Source organism: Burkholderia diffusa (assembly GCF_902499115.1).
Lineage (GTDB): Bacteria > Pseudomonadota > Gammaproteobacteria > Burkholderiales > Burkholderiaceae > Burkholderia > Burkholderia diffusa.
Genome location: NZ_CABVPN010000006.1, coordinates 40,104 through 65,705 on the forward strand (window position 1 = coordinate 40,104; position 25,602 = coordinate 65,705).

Annotated in this window: 26 protein-coding genes; 16 read left to right on the forward strand and 10 right to left on the reverse strand. The window is 67.1% G+C overall.

Annotated elements, in window-relative coordinates:
• Positions 1–48: 48 nt before the first annotated feature.
• Positions 49–1,020 (reverse strand): GGDEF domain-containing protein, encoded by a 972-nt coding sequence (locus tag BTE28158_RS07725; protein ID WP_151048573.1) that lies wholly within the window; start codon positions 1,018–1,020, stop codon positions 49–51.
• Between the two features lie 293 nt (positions 1,021–1,313).
• Between BTE28158_RS07725 and BTE28158_RS07730 the strand changes: the two genes are divergently transcribed.
• A complete protein-coding gene (locus BTE28158_RS07730) occupies positions 1,314–1,532 on the forward strand; it encodes a hypothetical protein (RefSeq protein ID WP_151048572.1) in 219 nt (72 codons plus the stop codon).
• A 182-nt stretch (positions 1,533–1,714) separates the two neighbouring features.
• On the opposite strand, the gene BTE28158_RS07735 is transcribed toward BTE28158_RS07730, so the two are convergent.
• Together BTE28158_RS07735 and BTE28158_RS07740 are read right to left on the reverse strand one after the other, a co-directional pair.
• Positions 1,715–2,338, reverse strand: a complete 624-nt coding sequence (locus BTE28158_RS07735) for a phospholipase D family nuclease (RefSeq protein WP_151048571.1) — start codon at positions 2,336–2,338, stop codon at positions 1,715–1,717.
• A gap of 206 nt (positions 2,339–2,544) precedes the next feature.
• Complete coding sequence (locus tag BTE28158_RS07740; RefSeq protein WP_151048570.1) at positions 2,545–3,027, reverse strand: winged helix-turn-helix transcriptional regulator; 483 nt, start codon at positions 3,025–3,027, stop codon at positions 2,545–2,547.
• A gap of 169 nt (positions 3,028–3,196) precedes the next feature.
• On the opposite strand from BTE28158_RS07740, the gene BTE28158_RS07745 reads away from it, so the two are divergent.
• On the forward strand, positions 3,197–3,634 hold the full coding sequence (locus BTE28158_RS07745) for a PaaI family thioesterase (RefSeq protein WP_059606628.1): 438 nt from the start codon (positions 3,197–3,199) through the stop codon (positions 3,632–3,634).
• Between the two features lie 201 nt (positions 3,635–3,835).
• Positions 3,836–4,888 (forward strand): NADP(H)-dependent aldo-keto reductase, encoded by a 1,053-nt coding sequence (locus BTE28158_RS07750; RefSeq protein ID WP_151048569.1) that lies wholly within the window; start codon positions 3,836–3,838, stop codon positions 4,886–4,888.
• Between the two features lie 90 nt (positions 4,889–4,978).
• Here the strand turns inward: BTE28158_RS07750 and BTE28158_RS07755 are convergent, their stop codons facing one another.
• Both BTE28158_RS07755 and BTE28158_RS07760 read right to left on the reverse strand, forming a co-directional pair.
• A complete protein-coding gene (locus tag BTE28158_RS07755; protein WP_151048568.1) occupies positions 4,979–6,265 on the reverse strand; it encodes an MFS transporter in 1,287 nt (428 codons plus the stop codon).
• Positions 6,266–6,300: 35 nt separating this feature from the next.
• Positions 6,301–7,722 carry a M20 family metallopeptidase gene (locus BTE28158_RS07760; RefSeq protein WP_174919773.1) on the reverse strand — a complete coding sequence of 474 codons (1,422 nt, stop codon included), beginning with the start codon at positions 7,720–7,722 and terminating at the stop codon, positions 6,301–6,303.
• A 164-nt stretch (positions 7,723–7,886) separates the two neighbouring features.
• Here BTE28158_RS07760 and BTE28158_RS07765 point away from each other — a divergent pair, with 164 nt between their 5' ends.
• The 4 genes from BTE28158_RS07765 (at position 7,887) to BTE28158_RS07780 (ending at position 11,655) form a co-directional block, all read left to right on the forward strand.
• Positions 7,887–8,840, forward strand: coding sequence for a LysR substrate-binding domain-containing protein (locus BTE28158_RS07765; protein ID WP_059606636.1), 954 nt, complete (start codon positions 7,887–7,889; stop codon positions 8,838–8,840).
• Between the two features lie 64 nt (positions 8,841–8,904).
• Positions 8,905–10,032, forward strand: coding sequence for a tRNA 2-selenouridine(34) synthase MnmH (mnmH, locus tag BTE28158_RS07770; protein ID WP_151050232.1), 1,128 nt, complete (start codon positions 8,905–8,907; stop codon positions 10,030–10,032).
• Positions 10,029–11,087 (forward strand): permease, encoded by a 1,059-nt coding sequence (locus tag BTE28158_RS07775; RefSeq protein ID WP_124626104.1) that lies wholly within the window; start codon positions 10,029–10,031, stop codon positions 11,085–11,087. Before mnmH ends, BTE28158_RS07775 begins: the two co-directional genes overlap by 4 nt.
• A 145-nt stretch (positions 11,088–11,232) precedes the next feature.
• A complete protein-coding gene (locus BTE28158_RS07780; RefSeq protein ID WP_059449632.1) occupies positions 11,233–11,655 on the forward strand; it encodes a hypothetical protein in 423 nt (140 codons plus the stop codon).
• A 51-nt stretch (positions 11,656–11,706) separates the two neighbouring features.
• Here the strand turns inward: BTE28158_RS07780 and BTE28158_RS07785 are convergent, their stop codons facing one another.
• Both BTE28158_RS07785 and nodI read right to left on the reverse strand, forming a co-directional pair.
• Positions 11,707–12,540 (reverse strand): ABC transporter permease, encoded by an 834-nt coding sequence (locus BTE28158_RS07785; protein WP_124906100.1) that lies wholly within the window; start codon positions 12,538–12,540, stop codon positions 11,707–11,709.
• Positions 12,541–12,546: 6 nt separating this feature from the next.
• Complete coding sequence (gene nodI / locus BTE28158_RS07790) at positions 12,547–13,461, reverse strand: nodulation factor ABC transporter ATP-binding protein NodI (RefSeq protein ID WP_059606650.1); 915 nt, start codon at positions 13,459–13,461, stop codon at positions 12,547–12,549.
• 327 nt (positions 13,462–13,788) lie between these two features.
• Here nodI and BTE28158_RS07795 point away from each other — a divergent pair, with 327 nt between their 5' ends.
• Positions 13,789–14,286: a universal stress protein gene (locus tag BTE28158_RS07795; RefSeq protein ID WP_044843612.1), complete on the forward strand. Its 498-nt coding sequence runs from the start codon at positions 13,789–13,791 to the stop codon at positions 14,284–14,286.
• A 90-nt stretch (positions 14,287–14,376) separates the two neighbouring features.
• Here BTE28158_RS07795 and BTE28158_RS07800 read toward each other — a convergent pair whose 3' ends face one another.
• Genes BTE28158_RS07800 through lexA form a run of 3 tightly spaced genes read right to left on the reverse strand, consistent with a single transcriptional unit; the run spans position 14,377 to position 16,117 of the window.
• Positions 14,377–15,075, reverse strand: a complete 699-nt coding sequence (locus BTE28158_RS07800; protein ID WP_124906102.1) for a DUF2939 domain-containing protein — start codon at positions 15,073–15,075, stop codon at positions 14,377–14,379.
• A 29-nt stretch (positions 15,076–15,104) separates the two neighbouring features.
• A complete protein-coding gene (locus BTE28158_RS07805) occupies positions 15,105–15,443 on the reverse strand; it encodes a hypothetical protein (protein ID WP_040144136.1) in 339 nt (112 codons plus the stop codon).
• Between the two features lie 26 nt (positions 15,444–15,469).
• A complete protein-coding gene (gene lexA / locus BTE28158_RS07810; protein WP_059606655.1) occupies positions 15,470–16,117 on the reverse strand; it encodes a transcriptional repressor LexA in 648 nt (215 codons plus the stop codon).
• 264 nt (positions 16,118–16,381) lie between these two features.
• Between lexA and BTE28158_RS07815 the strand changes: the two genes are divergently transcribed.
• From BTE28158_RS07815 to BTE28158_RS07850, 8 genes are all read left to right on the forward strand, one after another.
• On the forward strand, positions 16,382–17,419 hold the full coding sequence (locus BTE28158_RS07815; protein WP_124626112.1) for a sulfate ABC transporter substrate-binding protein: 1,038 nt from the start codon (positions 16,382–16,384) through the stop codon (positions 17,417–17,419).
• A 135-nt stretch (positions 17,420–17,554) separates the two neighbouring features.
• The gene (gene cysT, locus BTE28158_RS07820) at positions 17,555–18,451 is read left to right on the forward strand and encodes a sulfate ABC transporter permease subunit CysT (RefSeq protein ID WP_059683283.1); all 897 of its coding nucleotides are present in this window, start codon (positions 17,555–17,557) and stop codon (positions 18,449–18,451) included.
• Positions 18,448–19,398, forward strand: coding sequence for a sulfate ABC transporter permease subunit CysW (gene cysW / locus BTE28158_RS07825; protein WP_124906107.1), 951 nt, complete (start codon positions 18,448–18,450; stop codon positions 19,396–19,398). The genes cysT and cysW overlap by 4 nt, the downstream gene beginning before the upstream one ends.
• 13 nt (positions 19,399–19,411) lie before the next feature.
• Positions 19,412–20,470, forward strand: coding sequence for a sulfate/molybdate ABC transporter ATP-binding protein (locus tag BTE28158_RS07830; protein ID WP_059683287.1), 1,059 nt, complete (start codon positions 19,412–19,414; stop codon positions 20,468–20,470).
• A gap of 79 nt (positions 20,471–20,549) precedes the next feature.
• Positions 20,550–21,476, forward strand: coding sequence for a CysB family HTH-type transcriptional regulator (locus tag BTE28158_RS07835; RefSeq protein ID WP_044843605.1), 927 nt, complete (start codon positions 20,550–20,552; stop codon positions 21,474–21,476).
• Between the two features lie 372 nt (positions 21,477–21,848).
• Entirely contained in the window at positions 21,849–22,799 is a 951-nt protein-coding gene (locus BTE28158_RS07840) for a sugar ABC transporter substrate-binding protein (RefSeq protein WP_059606671.1), read from the forward strand.
• A 145-nt stretch (positions 22,800–22,944) separates the two neighbouring features.
• Positions 22,945–24,558, forward strand: coding sequence for a sugar ABC transporter ATP-binding protein (locus tag BTE28158_RS07845; RefSeq protein WP_151050234.1), 1,614 nt, complete (start codon positions 22,945–22,947; stop codon positions 24,556–24,558).
• Positions 24,555–25,574 carry an ABC transporter permease gene (locus tag BTE28158_RS07850; protein ID WP_124626120.1) on the forward strand — a complete coding sequence of 340 codons (1,020 nt, stop codon included), beginning with the start codon at positions 24,555–24,557 and terminating at the stop codon, positions 25,572–25,574. The genes BTE28158_RS07845 and BTE28158_RS07850 overlap by 4 nt, the downstream gene beginning before the upstream one ends.
• Positions 25,575–25,602: the final 28 nt, after the last annotated feature.

A 25,602-nucleotide genomic window follows, 5' to 3' on the forward strand; every position in this document is an offset into this window, starting at 1 on the left:
GCGGCTTGCGGCAGCGGCGCCGCGTATCGGCGAGCGGTTCATCCGTGCTCAGGCGCCGGCGGCTTTGCGGCGCTGCTTGTCGTCGTACATGTGGCGATCGGCCGATTCGAGCAGGTCGGCCACGGTGCGATGTTGCGCGGGATCGTATGCCACGTAGCCGACACTGAACCGGATCGCATAGCCGCGTGCGTCGGCCGCGTTGCGCAGCGCGAGTGCCTGCGTGACGCGCTCGATCGGCTCGCCGACGTCGGCCGGATCGCTGGCGCTCAACAGCACGACGAATTCGTCGCCGCCGAGTCGGGCGATCACGTCGCTGTCGCGCAGTGCACCGGTCAGCGTGTCCGCGAAGGCCACGAGCGCGCGGTCGCCTTCGGCATGGCCGAAGCGGTCGTTGATCGCCTTGAAGTCGTTCAGGTCGAAGAAGAGCAGTACCGCGTGCCGGCCCACGCGCTCGCACAGGCTCAGCACGTGGCGCGCGAGAATCTCGAAGCCGCGCCGGTTCGTCAGTTGGGTCAGCTCGTCGGTCGTCGCGAGATGCAGGGCCGCGATTTCGCGTTCGGTCATGTGCGCGAGATCACCGAGCAGCGCGAGTTCGTCGACGGAGAGTTCGCGTGGCCGCGTGTCGATCAGGCACAGCGTGCCGACGGGTGCGCCGTTCGGCGCGGCAAGCGGCCGGCCCGCGTAGAAGCGGATGCCGGGCTGGCCGGTGACCAGCGGATTGTCGTGGAAGCGATCGTCGTTGCGCGCGTCCTGGATCACCATCGTGTCGTCCGCGAGCAGCGCATGTGCGCAGAACGAGACGTCGCGCGAGGTCTGCGTGGCGCCGAGACCTGGATGACTCTTGAACCACTGGCGATTCTCGTCGACGAGGCTGACGAGTGCGATCGGAACGTCGAACAGCCGGCGCGCGAGGCGCGTGAGGCGGTCGAACCGTTCTTCCGGCGGCGTGTCGAGGATCGACAATGAATGAAGCGTCTCGAGCCGGGCCGCCTCGTCGACCGGTTTGGAAGCAATCTGCATTGGTTTTTGTCTCTGGTCCCGGCTGCGGAGCCGGTTATCGATCGTCTGTATGTCACTCGGCGCGTGCGCAAGCCCGTCGGCGCATTCGTGTCGATATCGCCGCGCACGCCGAACAGTATCGCGCATTCGCCATTGCGCTGCACGCCGTGTTGTGCGGAGTCGCCATGTCGATGCGACGCGAACGCTTCACATGTCGTGCGTCGCTGCCGGGCATGCAATTTGATGCCCGGCGGCTCAAGCTCTTCGGCGCGATGCCGTAAACAGGGCAAGATCAATCGCTCATCCACCGCACCATGGTTCGAATTCTGTACGCGGGGTATCTCGCGTTGGCGCTGTATCTGCTCTATCCGATGGTCCAGGACACGCTGACCTTCAGTGCGGACTGTGTGCTCGGCGCGCTGCCGGGCGGGGCTCGCGATCGACCGAAGCCTTCGGCCAGCGATGCGCGTGCGCATGCGAGCCGGTGTGTCGCGACCACGCAGATCGCGGAGCGATCGCCCGAGATCCACTGATTCCTTCAACCGATTCCACCGATCGCGGCGCCGTCACGCCCGGTATGCAGGCCATTCGGCCAGATTGACCGGCGTGCTATGCGCACCGATCATCGACGACATCCCGGCGCGAATGCGCGCAACGATGCGCGTCGGCCGCGCCGCATGCGAACGGCGTCTGACGATCGCACGCGTACGAACGGTCAGTACGTCGAGCGGTACGGCGTCCCCTGGTCGAAGCGGCTTTGCCAATGCGCAAGGTAGCGCGACGCGAGTTGCGGATTGTTCCAGACCACGACGACGTTTTCGGAATTGCGGCTGGCTGCCGAGGCGCTGTAGTTGAACGAGCCCGTCTCGACATGCTCGGCATCGACCACGAGATACTTGTCGTGATGGATTGCATAGGCGTCGATCGTGCGTGTCGGAATGCCAGCGTTGACGAGCAGGTTCAGTGCCTGCTTGCTGCTCTTCGCGCGATTGCCCTTGTCGTCCACGACGACCGCGACATTCACGCCGCGCCGTTTCGCGGCGAGCAGCGCGCGCGTGACGGGTGGCGACGTGAACGAATAGGCGGCCACGCGAATCGAGGTGCGCGCGGCGCCGATTGCCTTCAGCACGAGCGCCTCGGCACCGCCATCGGGCGAGAACGCAGATTCGACAACCTGCGTGGCGGGCGCCTCATGTGTCGGGGCCGGCAGAAGTCGCCCGATGAAGTCGATCGCCTGCTGCAGCAGCGATTCATTTTGCGTCTTGCCGAAGGCGGCGAAGGGCGTGGCGAGCAGGGAGGCGGCGAGGCAGGCAGCGGCGAGGCGTTGGCGCGACAACATCTTGGACAGCGAATGATTTTGAGACAGCGGGCCGTGAGTGTAACGCAGACACGGCGGCGCGGTCACGCGCGGATGCGAATGCGCGACATCGTGCGACGGTCCGGCGCGGTCGACGTGATGACGTTCATCGTGCCGAGCGGTAACTGCATTGGCTCCGTGATCGTGCGGCGCTGCCATGCGGCACGACACCCGCTTCGCGCCATGCGTCAGGCATCGAGCGGTCCGACCGCCTCGCGTGCGATCCATCCGGGCCCGGGCTCCGGCTGCACGTCGTGCGCGTCAAGCGGCTCGCCACACGCCGAGCACACCGCGACCGCGTGCATCAGCTGACCACAGGTGCGATGGCGCAATTGCACCGGCGGCCCCTGGCCGTCGTCCTTCCAGCGATCGCCCCATGTCATCAGCGCGAGCAGGGCCGGGTAGAGGTCGAGGCCTTTTTCCGTCAACCGGTACTCGAAGCGCGGTGGGCGCGCCTGATACGCGCGCTTGACGAGCACGCCTTCGTCGACGAGGCGCGCGAGCCGCTCGGCCAGAACGTGGCGCGTGAGGCCCAGTTGCGTCTGGAACGCATCGAAGCGGCGGCAGCCGAGAAACGCGTTGCGCAGGATCAGCATGGTCCACCGATCGCCGAGCACGGCGAGCGTGCGCGCGACCGAACAGTTCAGCGTGCCGATGTCATCCCATTTCATGATCGATTCTCGTGCGGCGGTTCAGCGAAAGAGCGGGTTGGATTATAGAACTTGCCTTCGGTTGCAACGGGCGGTGGTTGCGTTGACAAGCCCGGTGCGGTTGTCAATAATAAGTTCCAATTTAGAACTTACTCGCGCGGCGACGCGCTTTCAATCAGGAGACAACCCGATGAATCCGCTTTCCCTGTCCGGTCTCGAACTGCTGCGCGCGGCCGCGGCGGGCGATCTGCCGCTCGCGTCGATCTCGGAAACGATCCCGATGCGGCCGCTGGGCGTCGAGCTCGGTTACGTGAAGATGTCCGCGCGTGCGGACGGCCGGCACCTGAATCCACTCGGCGGCGTGCACGGCGGGTTCGCCGCGACGGTGCTCGACTCGGTCACGGGCTGCGCGGTGCATTCGATGCTCGACGCGGGCGTCGGTTACGGCACGGTCGACCTCCACGTGAAAATGCTGCGCCCCGTGCCGCGCGACGTCGACCTGATCGCGGAGGGGCGCGTGATTCACCTGTCGCGTTCGCTCGGCGTAGCGGAAGGCACACTGAAGACGCCGGACGACAAGATCGTCGCGCACGCATCGGCGACTTGCTTCATTCAGCGGCCGCAATGACGCGGCGGGTGGCGTCCTGATACCAGCCCGGCCGTCCGGCATCATCGGGACCATGCACGCACACGCGAAGGCCGCCGTACCACGAATGAGCGAGGGTCGGGCGCACATCGAAGGCGGCCTGTAAGCGAACGCATCGGCCGTCTGAAGCGCTCGCTTCAATGTGATAGCGTTCCTGCTTTCCACTGACGCGACAGGAACAGCATGGAATACCGCACACTCGGCGATTCAGGCATCGAGGTCAGCCTGATCGGTCTCGGCACGATGACGTGGGGCGAGCAGAATTCTGAACGCGACGCCCACGAGCAGATCGATTTCGCGCTCGGGCAGGGCGTCACGCTGATCGATGCCGCGGAAATGTACCCGGTGCCGCCGAAACCCGATACCCAGGGACGCACGGAGCAGTACATCGGCACCTGGCTCGCGCAGCATCGTGCGCAGCGCGACCGGATCGTGCTCGCGACGAAGATCGCGGGCCCGGCGCGGCAGCCACACAATCCGCGTCATATTCGCGGCGAAGGCAACCAGTTCGACCGCAAGAACCTGACCGAGGCGCTCGACGGCAGTCTCAAGCGCCTGCAGACCGACTATGTCGACCTGTATCAACTCCACTGGCCCGATCGCAGCACGACGACGTTCGGCCGCCCCGCGTATCCGTGGGTCGACGATGCGTACACGGTGCCGATCGAGGAAACGCTGGGCGTGCTCGCAGAATTCGTGAAGGCCGGCAAGGTCCGCGCGATCGGCGTGTCGAACGAAACGCCGTGGGGCGTCGCGCAGTTCCTGCGCGCGGCCGAGAAGCTCGGTTTGCCGCGCATCGCCAGCATCCAGAATCCGTACAGCCTGCTGAACCGCACGTTCGAGAATGGCCTGTCCGAGTTCACGCATCGCGATGGCGTCGGCCTGCTCGCGTATTCGCCGCTCGCGTTCGGCTGGCTGTCCGGTAAGTACGAGAACGGCGCGCGTCCGGCCGGCGCGCGGATCACGCTGTTCGAGCGCTTCCAGCGTTACAGCAAGCCGCAGGCCGTCGAGGCGACGTCGCGCTACGTCGCGCTCGCGAAACGACACGGGCTGTCGCCCGCGCAGCTGGCGCTCGCGTTCGTCAACAGCCGGCCGTTCGTGCGCAGCAACCTGGTCGGCGCGACGTCGCTCGCGCAACTGAAGGAGAACATCGGCAGCATCGACGTGACGTTGTCCGACGAGATCCTCGCCGAGATCGACGCGCTGCACGAACTGCAGCCGAACCCGGCACCGTAATCGGCGAGCGGCCCGCGCGGCACGGTGCCGCGACGGGCCGCGCCGCGCCCGGCGCGCATTGCCGCGCCGTGGTTTCCTTCGTGAGTGGGCTCAGCGCATCCCGAGCCGCGTGCGCGCGACCATCAGTGCGACGAGACTCAGCACCGCGCAACCCATCAGGTACAGCGCCGGCGACAGCCGGTTGCCGGTTGCGCTGATCAGCCACGTGATCACGAACGGCGCGAAGCCGCCGAACAGCGTGACGCCCGTGTTATAGCTGACGGCGAGGCCGGTCGCGCGGGTCTGCGACGGAAACAGTTCGGCCATCAGCGCCGGCAGCGCGCCGCAGTACGTCGCCTTCAGCAGCCCGATCCAGATCAGCGCCGCGAGCATCGTCGCGAACGACGCGTGATGCGTGAGCCACACGAACGTCGGCCACACGGTGGCGAGCATCAGCAAGGCTGCCGCCGTCATCACGCGGATCCGCCCGGTGCGATCGGACAGATGGCCGACCAGCGGCGTGACGAGCGTCAGCACGAAGCCGGTCGCGAGCGTCGCCGCGAAGCCCGTCGACGCGGGCAGTCCGAGCTGTTTGATCGCATACGTCGGCATGTACAGCACCATGTAGTTGATCGCGGTCGAGATCACGAGCACCCCGATCGACAGCAGCACGCGCATCTTCTGGTCCGCGAACAGCTCGCGCACGGGTGCTTCGGAGCGCGCCTGCGTTTTGAACTCGATCCCCTCGTCGACGTAGCGGCGGATGTAGAGTCCCACCGGGCCGATCGCGAGACCGAACAGGAACGGCACGCGCCACCCCCAGCTTTCGAGTTGCGCGACGCTCAGCGTCGATGTCAACAGCGCACCGAAGCCCGATGCCAGTAGCGTCGCGAGGCCCTGGCTCGCGAACTGCCAGCTCGACATGAAGCCGCGCCGCTGCGGCGCGTGTTCGACGAGGAACGCGGTTGAGCTCGCGAATTCGCCGCCGGCGGAAAAGCCCTGCATCAGCCGCGACAGCATGATCCCGAGCGGTGCGAGGATGCCGATCGATGCATAGGTCGGCATCAGCGCGATCAGCAGCGTGCCGGCCATCATCATCCCGATCGACAGCAGCAGCGACGCCTTGCGGCCCGCGCGGTCCGCGTAGGCGCCGAGCACGAAGCCGCCGATCGGCCGGATCAGGTAGGACAGCCCGAACGTGCCGAGCGTGAGCAGCAGCGACGTCGCCTCGCTCGTCGCGGGGAAGAACAGCTTGGCGATCGTCACCGCGAAAAAGCCGTAGACGATCAGGTCGAACCATTCGAGCGCATTGCCGATCGACGCGGCGAAGATGATGCGCCGGATCTTCGCGGCGCTGGGTCGCGCGGCGTCCTGCGAGGTCAGGGTGGTCGTATTCATCGTGTGAGCAGGTCCCGAGAAAGAGGCGAAGCGCGTTACAGGGCGGCGCCGGCCGCGGCGGGTGCCGCGTGGCGAACAGGCGGCGCGGCCTCGCCGAGATCCCAGAAGAGGCCGGCCATCATCTGCAGTCCCTCGCGCACGACGCTCGCGAGCAAGTGCTCGTCGGGCGCGTGCTGCGAGCACGCCGGATACGAGTGCGGCACCCACAGCGTCGGCAGCCCCAGCGTATCGGCGAATACTTCGTTTGGCAGCGTGCCGCCGAGGTTCGGCAGGATCGCGGGCTTCTTGCCGGTCGTGCGCGCGAGCGACGCGACAGCCCAACGGACCCACGGATCGTCCGGCGACAGGCGCGTCGCCGGCGCGCCACGTTCGACGTCGATCTCGATGTCGCTGAAGCCGTGCGCATCGAGATGCGCGCGCAGGTGCGCATGCAGCGCTTGCCAGTCAGTGCCGACCACGAAACGCAACTGGCAGTGCGCGAATGCGACGGGCGGAATCGCATTGACCGGATGGTCGGGATTGCCGGCCTTGAACGCGAGAATTTCGAACGTGTTCCAGCCGAACACGCGCTCGGCGGCGGAGAGGCCCGGCTCGCCCCAGTCGGCGTCGAGCGCCGGATCGCCGGGACCGCCGCCGACGGACAGGTCGGCGAGCGCGGCGCGCACGGCGGCCGGGATCGGAGGCGGGCGCAGCCCGGCGACACGGATCGCGCCGCGCGCGTCGACGAGGCTCGCGAGCGCATTCGCGAGCACGGTCGCCGGGTTGCGCAGCAGGCCGCCCCAGTTGCCCGAGTGATGGCCGCCGTCGCGTGCGCGCAGGCTGAGCTTGAAGTTGACGGAGCCGCGCGAGCCGAGGAACACGGTCGGACGTTCGGCGGTGACGCGCGGTCCGTCGGATGCGATCAGCACGTCGGCCGCGAGCGCGTCGCGCTCCTGGCGGCAGAGCGCGTCGAGGCCCGGAGACCCCGTTTCCTCGCCCATCTCGATCAGCAGCTTCGCGTTGAAGCCGAGCCGGCCGCCCCGCGCGTCGAGCACGCTCGCCAGCGCGGCCAGGTTGATCGTGTGCTGACCCTTGTTGTCGGCACTGCCGCGGCCGTACCAGCGATCGCCGTCGACGGTCAACGTCCACGGCGACAGCGGCGCGCGCCATTGCGCGTCGTAGCCGCGCACGACGTCGCCGTGACCATAGATGAGCACGGTCGGCAGCGCGTCGTCCTCGTGGCGCGACGCCAGCAGGAACGGGCCGCCGCCGTCGACGGGGTTCTCGACGATGCGCGACGTGAAACCCAGACGCGTGGCCTCCGGCGCGATCTCGTCGGTCAGGTAGGCGCGCAGCGCGGCGCTCGAGCCGCTGTCCTGGCTTTCGGTGCGCAGGCCGACGCGGCGGCTCAGGGTCGCGAAGACCGCGCCCGATTCGAACTGGCTCAGCGCGTGCTGGATGGCTGCGGTACGGCTCAAGACGTGTCTCCTGTATCGGTTTTCCGGCGGGCGCGGCGCGCAGGGCCGGGAGTGCGATCGATTCTAGAAAGCCGTTTTTTTTGTCACAATGATCGAATTTCGAACATTTCTTTGCCGAAAAGGCAAAGCGGAGCGGCCTGGACAACGGGCCCGGGGACAGAACGATGGCGGTTTTCCTGCATGGGCTTGCGTTGCGGTATTTCGTCGAAGTCGCGCGCACCGGGTCGATCAGCGACGCATCCACGAGGCTGCACGTGGCCGTCTCGGCGATCAGCCGGCAGATCGCGAAGCTCGAGAGCGAGCTCGGCGCGCCGCTGTTCGAGCGCCGGCCGCGCGGGATGGCGTTGTCGGAGGCCGGCGAACGGCTGCTGGGCTTCGCGCAGCGTAGCCTGCTGGAGGCCGAGCATGTGATGAAGGAAATCGGCGGGCTGGAGGCGCTGCACGGCAGCCTGTTGAAGGTCGCGTGCTCGGAGGGGTTCGCGATCGATTTCCTGCCAGGCGTGCTGGCAAGCTTCAAGGCGCGCCACCCGGGTGTCGATTTCTCGGTGTGGGTCGTGTCGCCGGCGGAGGCGACACGGCGCGTGCGCGACGGCGATGCAGACATCGGGCTGACGTTCAGCCTCGCGCCGGAGCAGGGCGTGCGCGTCGAACACACGGAGCGTGCGCCGGTCTTCGCGCTCGTGCGGCGCGACCATCCGCTCGCGGCGCGCGATTCGGTGTCGCTCGCCGATGTCGCGCGGCACCCGCATGTGCTGCCCGAGGCCGGCACGACGGTGCGCCAGCTGATCGACATCGCGTGCGTGCTCGACGGGCTCATGCTCGAGCCGGAACTGACCAGCAACAATACCGCGGTGATGTACCGCTACGCGCAGCGTACCGGCGCGGTGATGTTCACGGGGCTGCTGTCGGTGCGAGACCGTTTCGACGCGGACGGCTTCGTCGCCGTGCCCGTCACGAATCCCCAGTTGCGTGAGCGCAGCATCCAGGTGCAGACCATGGCGGGGCGCGATCTTCCCGCGTCGGTGCGCGCGTTTCGCGACCATCTGATCGACGTGATGAGCAGCGCATCGCCCCCGCCGGTTGCCGTGCGCGGCCCGAGACGCCCGGGCATGAGATAATCGCGAATCCGCCTTCCATTCCCGTGCGGCTCGCCGAGCCGCATCGCCCCTGTTCGACGCCAAATTGAAGAACCTGATTGTCACCCTCGATCGCGCTGGCGAGTTCGACGAGATCATCGACGTGCGCACGCCGCTCGAGTTCGCCGAGGACCATATTCCCGGCGCGATGAACGCGCCCGTGCTCAGCAACGAGGAGCGCGTGATCGTCGGCACGATGTACCGTCAGGTGTCGCCGTACGAAGCGACGCGCGTCGGCGCGGCGATGGTCGCGCGCAACATCGCGCGCCATCTCGACACCACGTTCGCCGACCGTCCGCGCAACTGGCGGCCGTTGATCTACTGCTGGCGCGGCGGCAAGCGTTCGGGTTCGATGACGACCTGGTTCAACCTGATCGGCTGGCAGGCGCGCCAACTCGAGGGCGGGTACAAGGCGTACCGCCGCTCGGTGTGCGCGACGCTCGATACGTTGCCGACCCGGTTTCGCTACATCGTGCTCGTCGGTCACACGGGCTGCGGAAAGACGCGGCTCCTGAACGCGCTGCGCGACGAAGGGGCACAGACGCTCGATCTCGAGGCGCTCGCGTGTCACCGTGGCTCGCTGCTCGGTGCGCTGCCGGGCGTGCCTCAGCCGACGCAGAAGTCCTTCGATTCGGGGCTCGTCGGTACGCTCGAGCGTTTCGACCCCGCTTGGCCCGTGTTCGTCGAATCGGAAAGCCGCAAGATCGGGCTCGTGCAGCTGCCGCTCGCGTTGCTGGACGCGTTTCGCGCGGGGCCGTGGGTGCAGGTCGAGGCGGCGCATGACGAACGTATCGCTTTCCTGCTCGAAGACTACGCCCATCTGTTCGATGAACCGGCCACGTTCAAGTCGCAGCTCGATCGACTGATCGGCCTGCATAGCCGTGAAGAGGTCGCGCGCTGGAACGCACTGATCGACGCGAACGAGCGCACCGAACTGTTCCGCACGCTGATCGACAAGCATTACGATCCTGCGTATGCACGCACCTATCGTTCGTCGTACGACAAACCGAACCGCGTGCTGACGTTCACGTTCCGGCCGAATGCGGCCGACGGGCGCCAGCAGGCGCGCGCGCTGCTCGACGCGCTCGCGCTGGCCGGGCTGCCGGCATCGCCCGCTGCCGGCATGGCGGCGCGAGCCGACACCGACAACAACCCTACGACCACCACACGATGACGACCACACGCCCTCAACCCAGTCCAGCGCTCGGCTGGATGACCTTCCTGCTGATCGCGGTCGCGGGACTGTTCTACGTGAAATGGTTCCCGTATTACAACAAGGCGTTCGTCGCCGCCGAGCATCATTCGATCGGCCAGTCGATCCTGATGGGCACGTCGGCGAGTGCTCCCGAGCCGTCGCTGAAGGCGGCGCTCGACTACGCGTGGGCGTACGGCAAGGCGATCTGGCAGGCCATGGTGCTCGGCCTGCTGCTCGGTTCGGCCGTGCAGGCGCTGCTGCCGGCGCACTGGGTTGCGCGTGCGCTCGGCCGCACGGGCTTCGGCAGCGTCGCCGCGGGCGGCCTGCTTTCGCTGCCCGGCATGATGTGCACGTGCTGCGCGGCGCCGGTCGTTGCGGGCCTGCGCGCGCGGCACGCGTCGCCGGGCGGCGCGGTCGCGTTCTGGCTCGGCAACACGGTCCTGAATCCGGCCGCGCTGGTGTTCATGGGCTTCGTGCTCGGCTGGCACTGGAGCGCGCTGCGGCTCGTGCTCGGCGTCGCGATGGTATTCGGGATCGGCTATCTGCTGAACCGTGTCGCGCGCCCCGAGGATCGCAGCGTCGACGACGCGCAACTCGCCGCGCTGGCAGCCGAGCAGGCCGCCGCGGGCAATCCGTTCGTCCGCTGGATGAAGCTGCTCGCACGCATGGCCGTGCGGCTCGTGCCCGAATACATCGTGCTCGTGCTGCTGCTCGGCGCGGCGCGCGCGTGGCTGTTCCCGCATATCGGCCCGGACATCGGCAATCATCTCGGCTGGATCATCGCGTTCGCGGTCGCGGGCACCTTGTTCGTGATCCCGACGGCCGGCGAAGTGCCGATCATCCAGGCGATGCTGTCGCTCGGCATGGGCGTCGGCCCGGCTGCCGCGCTGCTGATGACGCTGCCGCCGATCAGCGTGCCGTCGCTCGCGATGCTCGCGCGTTCGTTCAAGCCCTACATGCTGGCGATCGTCACGGGCCTCGTCGTCGTGTTCGGGATCGTGAGCGGGCTGCTCGCGATCGCGTTCGGGTTCTGACGGACACGCGGGCGGGAAGGCGAGCGGCCTGCGCGATGGCTGCCGTGCCGCGCGCTGACCGATTCCGCCGCGCGACGGCCGTATTCATCCGGCGCCGCCGCTTCACGCGTGCGGTGCCCTTTACAAGAAGCAAACAGGAAAACGCATGACCCAACCGAAGATTCATCCTCGACTCGAAAAGGCGCTGACGCGCGGCGATCTCGCGATCCGCCAGGCCAATTCCGCGCGGGCGACTGCCGTGCTGAACGCGCTCGGCACGATGATCATCGAAGCCTCCGCCACGATCGGCGTCGAGGCCAGCATCGACATTCCGCAAGGCGACCGCATTTACGATCCGGTGAACGGCCTGTGGCCGCAGAAGATGCTGGTGTCGTTCGACGGTCCGGTCGACGAGGCCGACGCGGAAGAGCTGCGCGCGGTCTATCTCGTCGCCGACGATCCGGGAACGCAGTTCCGCGTCGAATGGCACCGCGCTGACGGCAAGCTCGGCCGCCACGAAGGCGGCCCGCTGGCGACCGTCGCATTCCTGACCGACGTCGAGATCCCGTGGAGCGACGACGACGAGTAACGTCGTCGCCATTTCATCGCAGCATCGAGCGGGCGCCGTGCGCGCCGGCCGTCAGCGCATCATCCGCCGCCGGAACAGCCACGCGGAGACCACGAATCCGCCGACCGCATAGCCGGCGAGCACCGCGAGATGCAGGCCGACGTCCGTCGCCGGCCGGCCGAGCATCGCGGGGCGGATGAGTTCGACCGCGTTCGCGAGCGGCAGCATGTGTGCCGCGTGCTGCGCGACCGGCGGCAACTGCGTGATCGGGAAGAACACCCCCGACAGCAGCAGCATCGGCGTCAGCACGAGCGTCTGATAGAACATGAAGAAGTCGTAGGACGGCGCGAGCGCAGTGACGATCATCGCCGTGCTCGCGAACGCGAGGCCGGCGAGTGCGATCACGGGCAGTGCCGCGAGCATCGACGGAAACCGCGCATAGCCGAGCAGGCCCGCGACGAGCATGATCGCGACGCCCGACAGCAGCGCCTTGCTCGCGCCCCAGACAATCTCGCCGAGCACGATGTCGCCCAGCGCGAGCGGCGTGTGCATGATCGCTTCCCAGGTGCGCTGCACGTGCATTCGCGAGAAGCCCGAATACATCGATTCGAAGCTCGCGGACATCATCACGCTCGAACTGACCGTGCCGGCCGCGAGGAACGCGATATACGACACACCGTCGACGTGGCCGAGCATCAGGCCGAGCCCGAACCCCAGCCCGAACAGGTAGATCATCGGATCGGCGAGATTGCCGAACAGCGAGGCGAGCGCGAGCTTGCGCCACACGAGGTAGTTGCGTCGCCACACGGCAATCCAGTTGGTGGCATTCGCGGGCAGCGCGATCGCGAAGCGTGATTCGCGTGGCGGTGCGGACGGCGCGGCGGCGGAATAGTTGCGTACGTCCATGATCGATCAGTCCTGCATTTCGCGGCCCGTGAGCCGCAGGAACACGTCCTCCAGATTGGCCGGACGGTGCAGATAACGCAATCCCGTGCGACCCTTGAGTCGCGCACTGAGCGGCTCGGGATCGGTCACGTAGCAGAACAGCGTCTCGCCGCTGATCTCGGTGTGCTTCGCGAACGGCGCCAGTTCGTCGCGCAGCGCGACCGGGTCGAGTCCGTAGATCTCGATCACGTCGCAGCCGATCTCCGATTCGATCAGCGCGTGCGGCGCGCCTTCGGCGATCTTGCGGCCTTCCTCGATCACGCACAGCCGGTCGCACAGGCGCTCCGCTTCTTCCATGAAATGCGTGGTGATCAGGATCGTCTTGCCGCGGGCGAGCAGCGACCGCAACCGCTCCCACATCAGGTGCCGCGCCTGCGGATCGAGGCCCGTCGTCGGCTCGTCGAGCACCAGCACGTCGGGATCGTTGACGAGCGCGCGTGCGAGCGTCAGACGGCGCTTCATGCCGCCCGACAATTCGCCGACCTTCGCATCCGCCTTGTTTTCCAGCTTCGCGAATTCGAGCAGTGGTTGCACGAGCGCGCGTGCGGCGTGTGCCGACATTCCGAAATAGCGGCTGAACACGAGCAGGTTCTCGCGGACCGTGAAGTCGGGGTCGAGGTTGTCGAACTGCGGGACGACACCGACGCGCTGGCGCGCATGCCGTGCGCGTGACGGAACCGGCTCGCCGCAAAGTGAAATGGTGCCGGCGTCGGGATACGCGAGGCCGAGCAGCATCTTCAGCGTCGTGGTCTTGCCGGCGCCGTTCGGCCCGAGCAGGCCATAGCATTCGCCGGCCTGCACGTGGAAGGACAAATCGTTGACGACGAGCTTGTCGCCATAGCGCTTTTCGACGTTCCGGAAATCGATCGGTGCAACGGACATGGGCAGGTTGTCGTTGTAAGCGGACGCGGACGCGTTTCGCGGCCGGTCGGACGGGCATGCCGGCCGGCGAACGGATCGGGTGAATGCGTGTCACATGGGCATGACCGAGGCGAACGCACGTCGACGGCACGGACGGGCCATTCTAGTGCATCGGCTGCGTCTCTTCAGGGCAGGCTCGCGCGACACGGTGCATGCGCGCACGGATCGTGCACCGCATCATCGCCGACGCGCCCCGCGTGGCGAATCAGCGTTTTCCATCCCTTGCGTCCGGAATTGCGGCGCACCATGATGAGTGCATAGGGTACGAAGTCGCGACAGGGAGGTCTCATGGCTAGCTACAACAAGATTCTGCTGTGCTACGACGGCACGCTCGAAGGACGCAAGGCATTGCGGTGCGGTGCCAATCTTGCGCTGGACCTGAAGGCGGAAACGCATTTGCTGTCGGTCGTCGACATGCGCTCGAGCATCGCGCAAAGCGCAGGGCTGCTGACCGACGTCGCGTGCGGCCGCTTCGAGGAAACGGCGCGCGAGATACTGCAGGAAGGCGTGAACTGGCTGCGCGAGCGCGGCGTTCAGGCGGAAGGCCATTTCGCATTCGGCTATCCGATCGACGAAATCGCGAACCTCGCGACGGAATTGAAGGCCGACCTCGTCGTCGTCGGCCATCGGTGCCGCAGCGGGTTGTCGAGATGGTGGATGGGTTCGGGCAACACACAACTGCTCGATCGCGTGAACTGCAGCATTTTGGTCGCATGTTCGTCGGCGGAAGAGCAAAAGGCCGAGATCGCACGCGAACGCGAAGCGGCCACCGCGAGCGGCAAGTGACGCAACGATTGTGTGGCCGGCCGGGTCGTATCGCGATTCGCGCCGGTCGCGCGCAGTGCCGCTAGCGGCATCCACGCCGATTGCGGCCGCTCAGGCGTGCAGGTCGATCGCGGACAGCTTCCACGAAAACAAGCCGAAGCGGTGGAAGATCGCCGCATAGCGCGTGCCGTCCGCGCTGCGCTGGTAGGTCACGACAAATTCATCGATATTCCGGTAGCCGGCGCTCGTTTGCTGAGGATGGGCCGCCTCGCCGGGGCTGGCCGGTGCGGGTGCGGTGGCTGGCGCCGATGCGGCGGAGGCGGTGGCATTGCTGGCCGGTACGGGGGCGCTCGCCGGATTGACCGGCGGCGCGGCCGGTGCATTGTCAGGCGCAGCGCCTGACGGCGGGCCCGACCATTCGGGCGGTCGTTCGCCCGGATTGCCGCGCGGGGGAATGCCGCTCATCAGCGCCGCTACACCTTCCGGTGTCGCATAGGCATCGACCAGGGGGCCGATCAACGCAGATCCGATCAGCGCGCCAATCACCGCGAACGGATTGTCCTTCTTCACTGCGTCGATTCGGCGCATCAACTCTTCCGTGACCTGCTGCTTCAGGCTGATGCGCAGCGACGGAAAATCGACATACTCGCTGACCGCTTGCGCATCGCGCGCATCGATCGCCGATTTCAGGCGACCGAGCGCGACGTACGGCGATGCGTACGCATAACCGATCGCCACCAGGACGGCGATGGCCAGCACGACGATCAGCAATGGCTTGAGCCGCCACGCGCGGCCCGAAGATCCAGTCACGATGCCTCCGGTGCGGACACGTTCCGCAATCAGAGACCGCCGTGCGTGGCCGATCGTTCCTCGGCGATGCAGCGATCGATCATCCGGCACACGGCATCGATCGTCCCGACCATGATCAGGCGCGACCGGCCGTGATAGACGCGCACGGGCGCACGGCGTGCCGGTTCCGCGTGATTCAGGCCGGCGTTCAGCGAGACCCGCGCGAATGCGGGAAGTGCTGACGGCAGCAGCGACGCCTGCCGTTCAACTGCGACTTCTTGGCTCACCACGGGCGCCGCGGCGGACAGCGGCGCGCAGGGCGTGCGACCGCGCAGGTGACGCAGGCGGCCGAATTGACGGAAAGGCAGCAGACGGGAAAGGCGTTCCATGATGTTCTCCTCAGCGAGACCGATTGTCAGAGTTCGCCCGAGCGGATCAGCCCGACGGCGATGCCTTCCAGCGCGAACTCCGCGCTGCCGGCCTTGACGAAGATATTTTCGTAATCCGGGTTCTCCGCGATCAGCTCGAGGCCGCCGGGCCGGCGCATCAGGCGCTTGACCGTGACGTCGTCGCCGAGACGCGCGACGATGATCTGGCCGTCCTTCGCTTCCGTGCGCTTCTGCACGGCGAGGAGGTCGCCGTCGAGAATGCCGGCGTCGCGCATCGACAGGCCACGCACCTTCAGCAGGTAATCGGGCTTGCTGGTGAACAGCGCGGGATCGCACGCGTAATGATGCGAGATGTGCTCCTGCGCGAGGATCGGGCTACCGGCCGCGACGCGGCCGACGAGCGGCAGCGACAGTTGCATCAGGCCGGCGTGCGGCAGCGTGAACTGGTGCGGGGCGTCGTCGATGCCGAGCAGGCGGATGCCGCGCGACGCGCCGGCGGCCAGCTCGATCACGCCCTTGCGCGCCAGCGCACGGAGGTGTTCCTCGGCCGCGTTCGGCGAGCTGAAACCCAGCTCTGCCGCAATTTCGGCGCGCGTGGGCGGGAAACCGGAGCGCTCGATCGCGCGGCGGATCAAGTCGAACACTTGCTGCTGACGGGCGGTGAGTTTGGTCATGGCTGAACTGTATGGATAGACAGTGAGCTGTATTTTTATACAGTACTTCGCGAATTTCAAGTGTTACTTGAGGTTCGACGCGATCACGCCGGTTCCGGCGCGATTTCGCGACGTCCGGACGCCGGTTTGTCTGCCGCAACCGTCCGTCCCGTCTGCGTTAGCACTTTTGAGTATTAAAAAATGAAGAACGATTATTTTTAATCATGTAACCCGTTCGTTAGACTGGCCCGACATCGCAATACCGACAACACTGGAGAACCAAGGATGGGCAAGCGCAATACGGGGCTGGTGGGCGGAGCGGGCCGCCTGATCGCAACACTCGCGCTGGGCGCGGCGGCGGCGCTGGGCGTCGCGACGCACGCCCAGGCCGATGTGACGTTCCTGAACGTGTCCTACGACCCGACGCGTGAGCTGTATCAGGACTTCAATCAGGCGTTCGGCAAGGAGTGGAAGGCGAAGACGGGCGAGACCGTCAACTTCAAGCAGTCGCACGGCGGCTCGGGCGCGCAGGCGCGCTCGGTGCTCGACGGCCTGCAGGCCGACGTCGTGACGCTTGCGCTCGCCTACGACATCGACGCGCTCGCCAACAAGGGCCTTGTCAACAAGGACTGGCAGAAGCGCCTGCCCGACAACGCATCGCCGTACACGTCGACGATCGTGTTCCTGGTGCGCAAGGGCAATCCGAAGGGGATCAAGGACTGGGACGACCTGACCAGGCCGGGCGTCTCGATCGTCACGCCGAACCCGAAGACGTCGGGCGGCGCGCGCTGGAACTACCTGGCCGCGTGGGCGTATGCGGTGCACAAGCCGGGCGGCAACGAGCAGACGGCGAAGGAATTCGTCACGAAGCTGTACAAGAACGCGGGCGTACTCGATTCCGGCGCGCGAGGCGCGACGACGAGCTTCGTTCAGCGCGGAATCGGCGACGTGCTGATCGCATGGGAAAACGAGGCATTCCTGTCGGTCAAGGAATTCGGTACCGACAAGTTCGAGATCGTCGTGCCGTCGGTGAGTATCCTGGCCGAGCCGCCCGTCGCGGTGGTCGACAAGGTGGTGGACAAGAAGGGCACGCGCAAGCTGGCCGACGCGTACCTGAACTTTCTCTACAGCCCGCAGGGCCAGGAGATCGCGGCGCGCAACTACTACCGGCCGCGCTCGAAGAACGTGCCGGCGGAGCTGACGAAGCAGTTCCCGAAGCTGAAGCTGTACACGGTCGACGACACGTTCGGCGGCTGGACGAATGCGCAGAAGACGCATTTCGCGGACGGCGGTGTGTTCGATTCGATCTACAAGCCGCAGTAACGCGACGCAGCAAGCCATAACGACAGCGGCGCGCCACGAGAGCGCGCCGCATCCCCGACGGGCCGCCGGCGCAATGCATCGCGCCGGCGGTTTGCGTCGGACCCATGAGCAGCATCGACCCAGCAAGAGCATCCGATGACGACGTACACCTTTCGCAAGCCGAGCGCGCTGCCCGGTTTCGGCGTGACGCTCGGCATCACGGTGGCTTATTTGAGCCTCGTGGTGCTGATTCCGCTCGCCGCCACGTTCATGAAGACCGCGACGCTGTCGTGGGACCAGTTCGTCACCGCCGTCACGTCGCCGCGCGTGCTCGCGTCGTACCGGCTGACGTTCTCCGCCGCGCTCGGCGGCGCGCTGATCAACGCCGTGTTCGGCTTTCTCGTCGCGTGGGTGCTCGTGCGCTACACGTTCCCGTTCAAGCGTCTCGTCGATGCAATCGTTGACCTGCCGTTCGCGCTGCCGACGTCGGTCGCCGGCATCTCGCTTGCCGCCGTCTATGCGACCAACGGCTGGGTCGGCCAGTATCTCGCGCCGTTCGGCATCAAGATCGCGTTCACGCCGGTCGGCGTGCTGGTGGCGCTGACCTTCATCGGGCTGCCGTTCGTCGTGCGCACCGTGCAGCCGGTGCTCGAGGATTTCGAGCGCGAGCAGGAAGAGGCCGCCGCGTGCCTCGGCGCATCGCGCTGGCTGACGTTCCGCCGCGTCGTGCTGCCGGCCGTGCTGCCGGCGCTGCTCACCGGCTTCGCGCTGGCGTTCGCGCGCGCGCTCGGCGAGTACGGGTCGGTCATCTTCATCGCCGGCAACGTGCCAATGAAATCCGAGATCACGTCGCTGCTGATCATCACGAAGCTCGAGCAGTACGACTATGCGGGCGCGACCGCGCTGGCGGTCGTGATGCTGGTCGTGTCGTTCCTGATGCTGCTGCTGATCAACTCGCTGCAGTGGTATCTGCAACGCCGCACGAGCAAGGGCGCGAGCGGCCCCGCGCCGGCGACCGTCACCGTCGCCGCCGCAGCAGGAGGCCAGCAATGAACCAGGAGGCCACCGTCGTGCTGAAAACCCCGCCGTCGGCCGCGCAAGGCCGTGCCGCGAATCGGCTCGACCCCGTCAGCGAGCCGCGCGCCGTGCGCTGGCTGCTGATCGGCGTCGCGCTGGCATTCCTCGCGTTCTTCCTCGTCGTGCCGCTCGCCGCGGTGTTCTTCGAGGCGCTGCGCAAGGGCGTCGGCTTCTATCTCGAATCGCTCGCCGATCCCGACGCGTGGTCGGCGATCAAGCTGACGCTGACCGTCGCCGTGATCGCGGTGCCGTTGAACCTCGTGTTCGGCGTGTGCGCATCGTGGGCGATCGCGAAGTTCGAATTCCGCGGCAAGGCGTTGCTGACCACGCTGATCGACCTGCCGTTCTCCGTGTCGCCGGTGATCTCGGGTCTCGTCTACGTGCTGCTGTTCGGCGCGCAGGGCTGGCTCGGGCCGTGGCTGCAGGATCACGACGTGCAGATCATCTTCGCGGTGCCGGGTATCGTGCTCGCGACGATCTTCGTCACGTTTCCGTTCGTCGCGCGCGAACTGATCCCGCTGATGCAGGCGCAGGGCACCGACGAGGAAGAGGCCGCGCGCGTGCTCGGCGCGTCGGGCTGGCAGATCTTCCGGCGCGTGACGCTGCCGAACGTGAAGTGGGGCCTGCTGTACGGCGTGATCCTGTGCAATGCGCGGGCGATGGGCGAATTCGGTGCGGTGTCGGTCGTGTCCGGCCACATTCGCGGCGTGACCGACACGATGCCGCTGCACGTCGAGATCCTGTACAACGAATACAACTTCGCGGCGGCGTTCGCGGTGGCGTCGGTGCTGGCGTTGCTCGCGCTCGTCACGCTTGCGCTGAAGCTGCTCGCCGAACGTCACCTCGCCGCCGAACTGGCCGGCGCACGCGACGACGTTCCCGCTCATGCCGGCCCCGTCGCCGCCATTTCGTCGAAATCGTAAAGAGGCAACCAGAATGGGTATCACCGTCCGTCACCTTCAGAAGCGCTTCGGCGATTTCACCGCGCTCGACAACGTATCGCTCGACTTTCCGCCGGGCGAGCTCGTCGCGCTGCTCGGGCCGTCCGGCTGCGGCAAGACCACGCTGCTGCGCGTGATCGCGGGCCTCGAGCACGCGGACGCCGGCCAGGTCGTGCTGCAGGGGCTCGACGTCGCGTCGGTCGGCGCGCGCGATCGCCAGGTCGGCTTCGTGTTCCAGCATTACGCGCTGTTCCGCCACATGACCGTGTTCGAGAACGTCGCGTTCGGGCTGCGCGTGAAGCCGCGCCGCGAGCGGCCGTCGGAAGCCGTGATCCGCGACAAGGTGCACGAACTGCTGAAGCTCGTGCAGCTCGACTGGCTCGCGCAGCGCTATCCGTCCGAGCTGTCGGGCGGCCAGCGCCAGCGGATCGCACTGGCCCGCGCGCTCGCGGTCGAGCCGAAGGTGCTGCTGCTCGACGAGCCGTTCGGCGCGCTCGACGCGAAGGTACGCAAGGAACTGCGCGGCTGGCTGCGCCGCCTGCACGACGACCTGCACATCTCGACGATCTTCGTCACGCACGACCAGGAGGAAGCGCTGGAAGTGGCCGACCGGATCGTCGTGCTGAACCGCGGTCACGTCGAGCAGGTCGGCAGCCCGCAGGATGTGTACGACCATCCGCAAAGCGCGTTCGTCTACGAGTTTCTCGGCGCGGCGAACCGGCTGCCGGGGACGGTCGCCGGGCGCGGCTTCGTCGCCGAGGGCGCCGCTGCGCCGATCGAGGTCGACGCCGACTTCGCGGGCCCCGCGAACGCGTACGTGCGGCCGCACGACCTGCAGCTTTGGCCGGCAGGCGAAGGGCATCGGGACGGCATCGCGGTGGACGTGCGCCGCGTGATCCCGCTCGGCGGCTCGGTGCGGGTCGAACTCGAGGCGCGCACGGGCGGCGCGCTCGAAGCGGAGCTCGATCGCGATGCGTGGCGTGCGCTCGCGCTGCAGGTCGGCGACGGCGCGACGGCCGTGCCGCGCGCGGTTCGCGTATTTCCCGCACACTGACGCCCATACCCGGTAATGAGAAGAGGGCGGATACCGCTCCGGATCACATTCGAACAACGACAGCCCAAGAGGCAAACCCATGAATTTTCAGCAATTGCGTTTCGTGCGCGAAGCCGTGCGCCAGAACATGAACCTGACGGAAGTCGCTAACGTGCTGTACACGTCGCAGTCGGGCGTGTCGAAGCAGATCAAGGATCTCGAGGATGAACTGGGCGTCGACATCTTCATCCGGCGCGGCAAGCGGCTCACGGGGCTCACGGAGCCGGGCAAGGCCGTGCACCAGCTGATCGAGCGGATGCTGCTCGATGCGGAGAACCTGCGCCGCGTCGCGCGCCAGTTCGCGGACCAGGACAGCGGCCACCTCGTCGTCGCGACGACCCACACGCAGGCGCGCTATGCGCTGCCGAAGGTGATCCGCCAGTTCACCGAGGTGTTCCCGAAGGTGCATCTCGCGCTGCGCCAGGGCAGCCCGCAGCAGATCGCGCAAATGATCCTGAACGGCGAAGCCGATCTCGGCATCTCGACCGAGGCGCTCGATCGCTATCCGGATATCGTCACGTTCCCCTGCTATTCGTGGCACCACACGGTGGTCGTGCCGAAGGGGCATCCGCTCGTCGGCCGCGAAAACCTGACGCTCGACGAAATCGCCGAGTACCCGATCATCACGTATGACCAGGACTTCACGGGCCGCTCGCACATCGACCAGGCGTTCGCGCAGGCCGGCGCCGTGCCCGACGTCGTGCTGACCGCGATCGACGCGGACGTGATCAAGACCTACGTCGAGCTCGGGATGGGGATCGGCGTCGTCGCGGCGATGGCCTTCGATCCGCAACGCGACACCGGGCTCGTCGCGCTCGACACGCAGCACCTGTTCGAGGCGAGCACGACGCGCGTCGGGTTGCGCAAGGGCGCGTTCCTGCGCGCGTATGCATACCGGCTGATCGAGATGTTCGCGCCGCACCTGAACGAAGCCGAAATCGCCGGGCTGCTGCGCGAAGCGGTCTGATCGAGCAAGCGATGTTTCGGGGGCGCGGCAGGCCCCCGCTGGGCGGCCGCGACGAAGCGGCGCCGCCGCACCCGGTGTAACGCGCCGCAATCGGAGCGCGCAATCGCGCGCTCCGAATAAACCCTTAAATATTGATCAGACGGGTTGCGCGTCGACCCGAAACGGTACAGCATAGCCCTCACTCCGCCGGCGTCCCCGCCGGCGGTGGCGCGTCGACGACAGCACGCGCCAGGCAGTCGGCCGTCTGCCTCGCTTCCATTCCGTGGTACCGACAAGCAGCATCGATGGCCAATGCCCGGGTAGTGTGGCGCAAACGTTTGCTCGCATTAAAACAACAGTCCGGCCCGTCGGGCCAGTCGCCAGGAGATATGTATGAATGTCCGCTTTCGCCGTCGCTTCCTGACCGCCGCGCTTGCCGCCGTCGCGGTCGCTGCCGCACCGGCCGTCCATGCCCAATCGGCAGGCAAGCCGAAGGTGGCGCTCGTGATGAAGTCGCTCGCCAACGAGTTCTTCCTGACGATGGAAAACGGCGCGAAGGAATACCAGAAGCACAACGCCGGCCAGTTCGACCTGATCACGAACGGGATCAAGGACGAGACCGACACCGCGAACCAGATCCGCATCGTCGAGCAGATGATCGTGTCGAAGGTCGATGCGATCGTGCTCGCGCCGGCCGACTCCAAGGCACTCGTGCCGGTCGTGAAGAAGGCGGTCGACGCGGGCATCATCGTCGTGAACATCGACAACCGGCTCGATCCCGACGTGCTGAAGTCGAAGAACCTGAACGTGCCGTTCGTCGGCCCCGACAACCGCAAGGGCGCGCGCAAGATCGGCGACTACCTCGCCAAGCGGCTGAAGGCGGGCGACCAGGTCGGCATCATCGAAGGCGTGTCGACGACCACCAATGCGCAGCAGCGCACGGCCGGCTTCCAGGATGCGATGAAGGCGGGCGGGATGAAGGTCGTGTCGGTGCAGTCGGGCGAATGGGAGATCGACAAGGGCAATGCGGTCGCCTCCGCGATGCTGAACGAATACCCGAACCTGCGGGCGCTGCTGTGCGGCAACGACAACATGGCGATCGGTGCCGTGTCGGCCGTGCGGGCGGCGGGCAAGCAGGGCAAGGTGCTCGTGGTCGGCTACGACAACATCAACGCGATCAAGCCGATGCTGAAGGACGGCCGCGTGATCGCGACCGCCGACCAGTACGCGGCGAAGCAGGCCGTATTCGGCATCGACACGGCGCTCAAGGCGATCGCCGAGCATCGCAAGCAGGCCGACATGACCGGCGTGGTCGAGACGCCGGTGGATCTCGTGACGAAGTGACGCTGCGCCGGTGCGGCCGCCGCCCTCAAGAATCCGGCGCGGCGGCCGTTATCCGGTGTGAGCGCGATCACGGCCACTGCATGCACATGCACTAGTGAGCGTCATACCCGCGCGCCGCGTGCGCGTGGCCGCAACCAGGATCGCGATGGAACCGACCTTCCAACCCTCCCGTTCAGCTGTTCCCGTGCTGTCCGTCTCCGGCGTGGGCAAGACCTACGCCGAACCCGTGCTCGCCGACGTCACGCTGACGCTCGCGCCGGGTGAGGCGCTCGCACTGACGGGCGAGAACGGCGCCGGAAAGAGCACGCTGTCGAAGATCATCGGCGGGCTCGTCGACCCGACGACCGGCACGATGCAGCTCGGCGGCCAGGCCTATGCGCCGGCGAGCCGCACGCAGGCCGAGGCGCTCGGCGTGCGCATGGTGATGCAGGAGCTGAACCTGCTGCCGACGCTGACGGTTGCCGAAAACCTGTTTCTGAACCGTCTGCCGCGGCGCTTTGGCATCATCGATCACGCGCGGCTGCGCGACGATGCGCGTGCCGCGATGGCGCAGGTCGGGCTCGACGCGGTCGACCCCGATACGCCGGTCGGCGCGCTCGGCATCGGCCACCAGCAGATGGTCGAGATCGCGCGCAGCCTGATCGGCGACTGCCGCGTGCTGATCCTCGACGAGCCGACCGCGATGCTGACCGCGCGCGAGGTCGAACTGCTGTTCGAGCAGATCGACCGGCTGAAGGCGCGCGGTGTGGCGATCGTCTACATCTCGCACCGGCTCGAGGAGCTTGCGCGCGTCGCCGAGCGCGTCGCGGTGCTGCGCGACGGCCGGCTCGTGCATGTCGGCGACATGGCCGCGACGACGTCCGACGGGCTCGTCACGCTGATGGTCGGGCGCGAGCTCGGCGAGCACATCGATCTCGGCGCGCGCCATATCGGCGCGCCGCGACTCGTCGTGTCGGGCATGACGCGCGGCACGGCCGTGCAGGACGTATCGCTCGAAGTGCGCTCGGGCGAGATCTTCGGCATCTCGGGGCTGATCGGGGCGGGGCGCACCGAGCTGCTGCGGCTGATCTACGGCGCGGATACGCCGGACGCCGGGATGATCGCGGTCGGCGATCCGCTGAAACCGGCGCACATCGGCTCACCCGTCGACGCGGTGAGGCACGGCATCGCGCTGATCACCGAGGACCGCAAGGGCGAAGGGCTGCTGCTGTCGCAGTCGGTCACGTCGAACGTGTCGCTCGGCCAGCTCGACCGGCTCGCGCGCGGCGGCATCGTTGATACGACGCGCGAGACGGCGCTCGCCGAGCAGCAGATCGACGCGTTGCGGATCCGCACGCACGGCGCCGCGCAGGCGGTCGGCGAACTGTCGGGCGGCAACCAGCAGAAGGTCGTGATCGGCCGCTGGCTCGCGCGCGACATGGGCGTGCTGTTGTTCGACGAACCGACCCGCGGCATCGACGTCGGCGCCAAGTTCGAGATCTACACGCTGATGGGCGCGCTCGCGCGCGAGGGCCGTGCGCTGGTGGTCGTATCGAGCGACCTGCGCGAGCTGATGTTGATCTGCGACCGGATCGGCGTGATGTCGGCCGGCCGCATGACCGCCGTGTTCGAGCGCGGCAACTGGACCCAGGATGCGCTGCTGGCCGCGGCGTTCGCCGGCTTCGGCCGCGAAGCGCTGCCGGACGGCGTGCGGCATCCGGATGCGGAAGGCGCGCCGCGCGCGGCTTCCGGCACTTCGACCACAGGACGACAGCAATGACTCAGCCTCCCGTATCCCCGAGCGACGCAGGCGCGCAGCAGACCGTGACGGGGCGCCGCGCGCGTACGCTGTCCGGCACGCGGCTCGGCGTGTCGAACTATCTCGGGCTCGCCGGCGCGCTCGCCGCGATGATCGCGCTGTTCTCGGCGCTGAGTTCGCATTTTCTGACCTACGATACGTTCAGTACGATCGCGAACCAGATTCCCGATCTCGTCGTGATGTCGGTGGGGATGACCTTCGTGCTGATCATCGCCGGCATCGACCTGTCGGTCGGCTCGGTGCTCGCGCTGGCCGCGTCGATGGTCAGCGTGGCCGCGCTGAAATGGCAGTGGGGGCCGCTGCCGGCCGCGCTGATCGGGATCGCGGTCGCGACCGCGACGGGCTCGCTGACGGGCGCGATCACGGTCGGCTGGCGGATTCCGTCGTTCATCGTGTCGCTCGGCGTGCTCGAGGCCGCGCGCGGCGTCGCATACCAGCTGACGAATTCGCGCACGGCCTACATCGGCGACGCGTTCGATTTCCTGTCGAATCCGATCGCGCTCGGCATCTCGCCGGCGTTCCTGATCGCGGTCGCGGTGATGATCGCGGCACAGTTCGTCCTCACGCGCACCGTGTTCGGACGCTATCTCGTCGGGATCGGCACGAACGAAGAGGCGGTACGGCTTGCCGGGGTTAACCCGCGTCCGTATAAAATCCTCGTATTCGCATTGATGGGCGCGCTCGCCGGGCTCGCGTCGCTGTTCCAGATCTCGCGGCTCGAGGCCGCCGATCCGAACGCGGGCGCGGGCGTCGAGCTGCAGGTGATCGCAGCCGTCGTGATCGGCGGCACGAGCCTGATGGGCGGGCGCGGCTCGGTGATCAGCACGTTCTTCGGCGTGTTGATCATCTCCGTGCTGGCCGCGGGGCTGGCGCAGATCGGCGCGAACGAGCCGACCAAACGGATCATCACCGGGGCGGTGATCGTGGTCGCGGTCGTGCTCGACACGTATCGCAGCCGGCGCGCGCGCGCGCGATAGAACTACTACACGGAAAGCAGACCAGAGA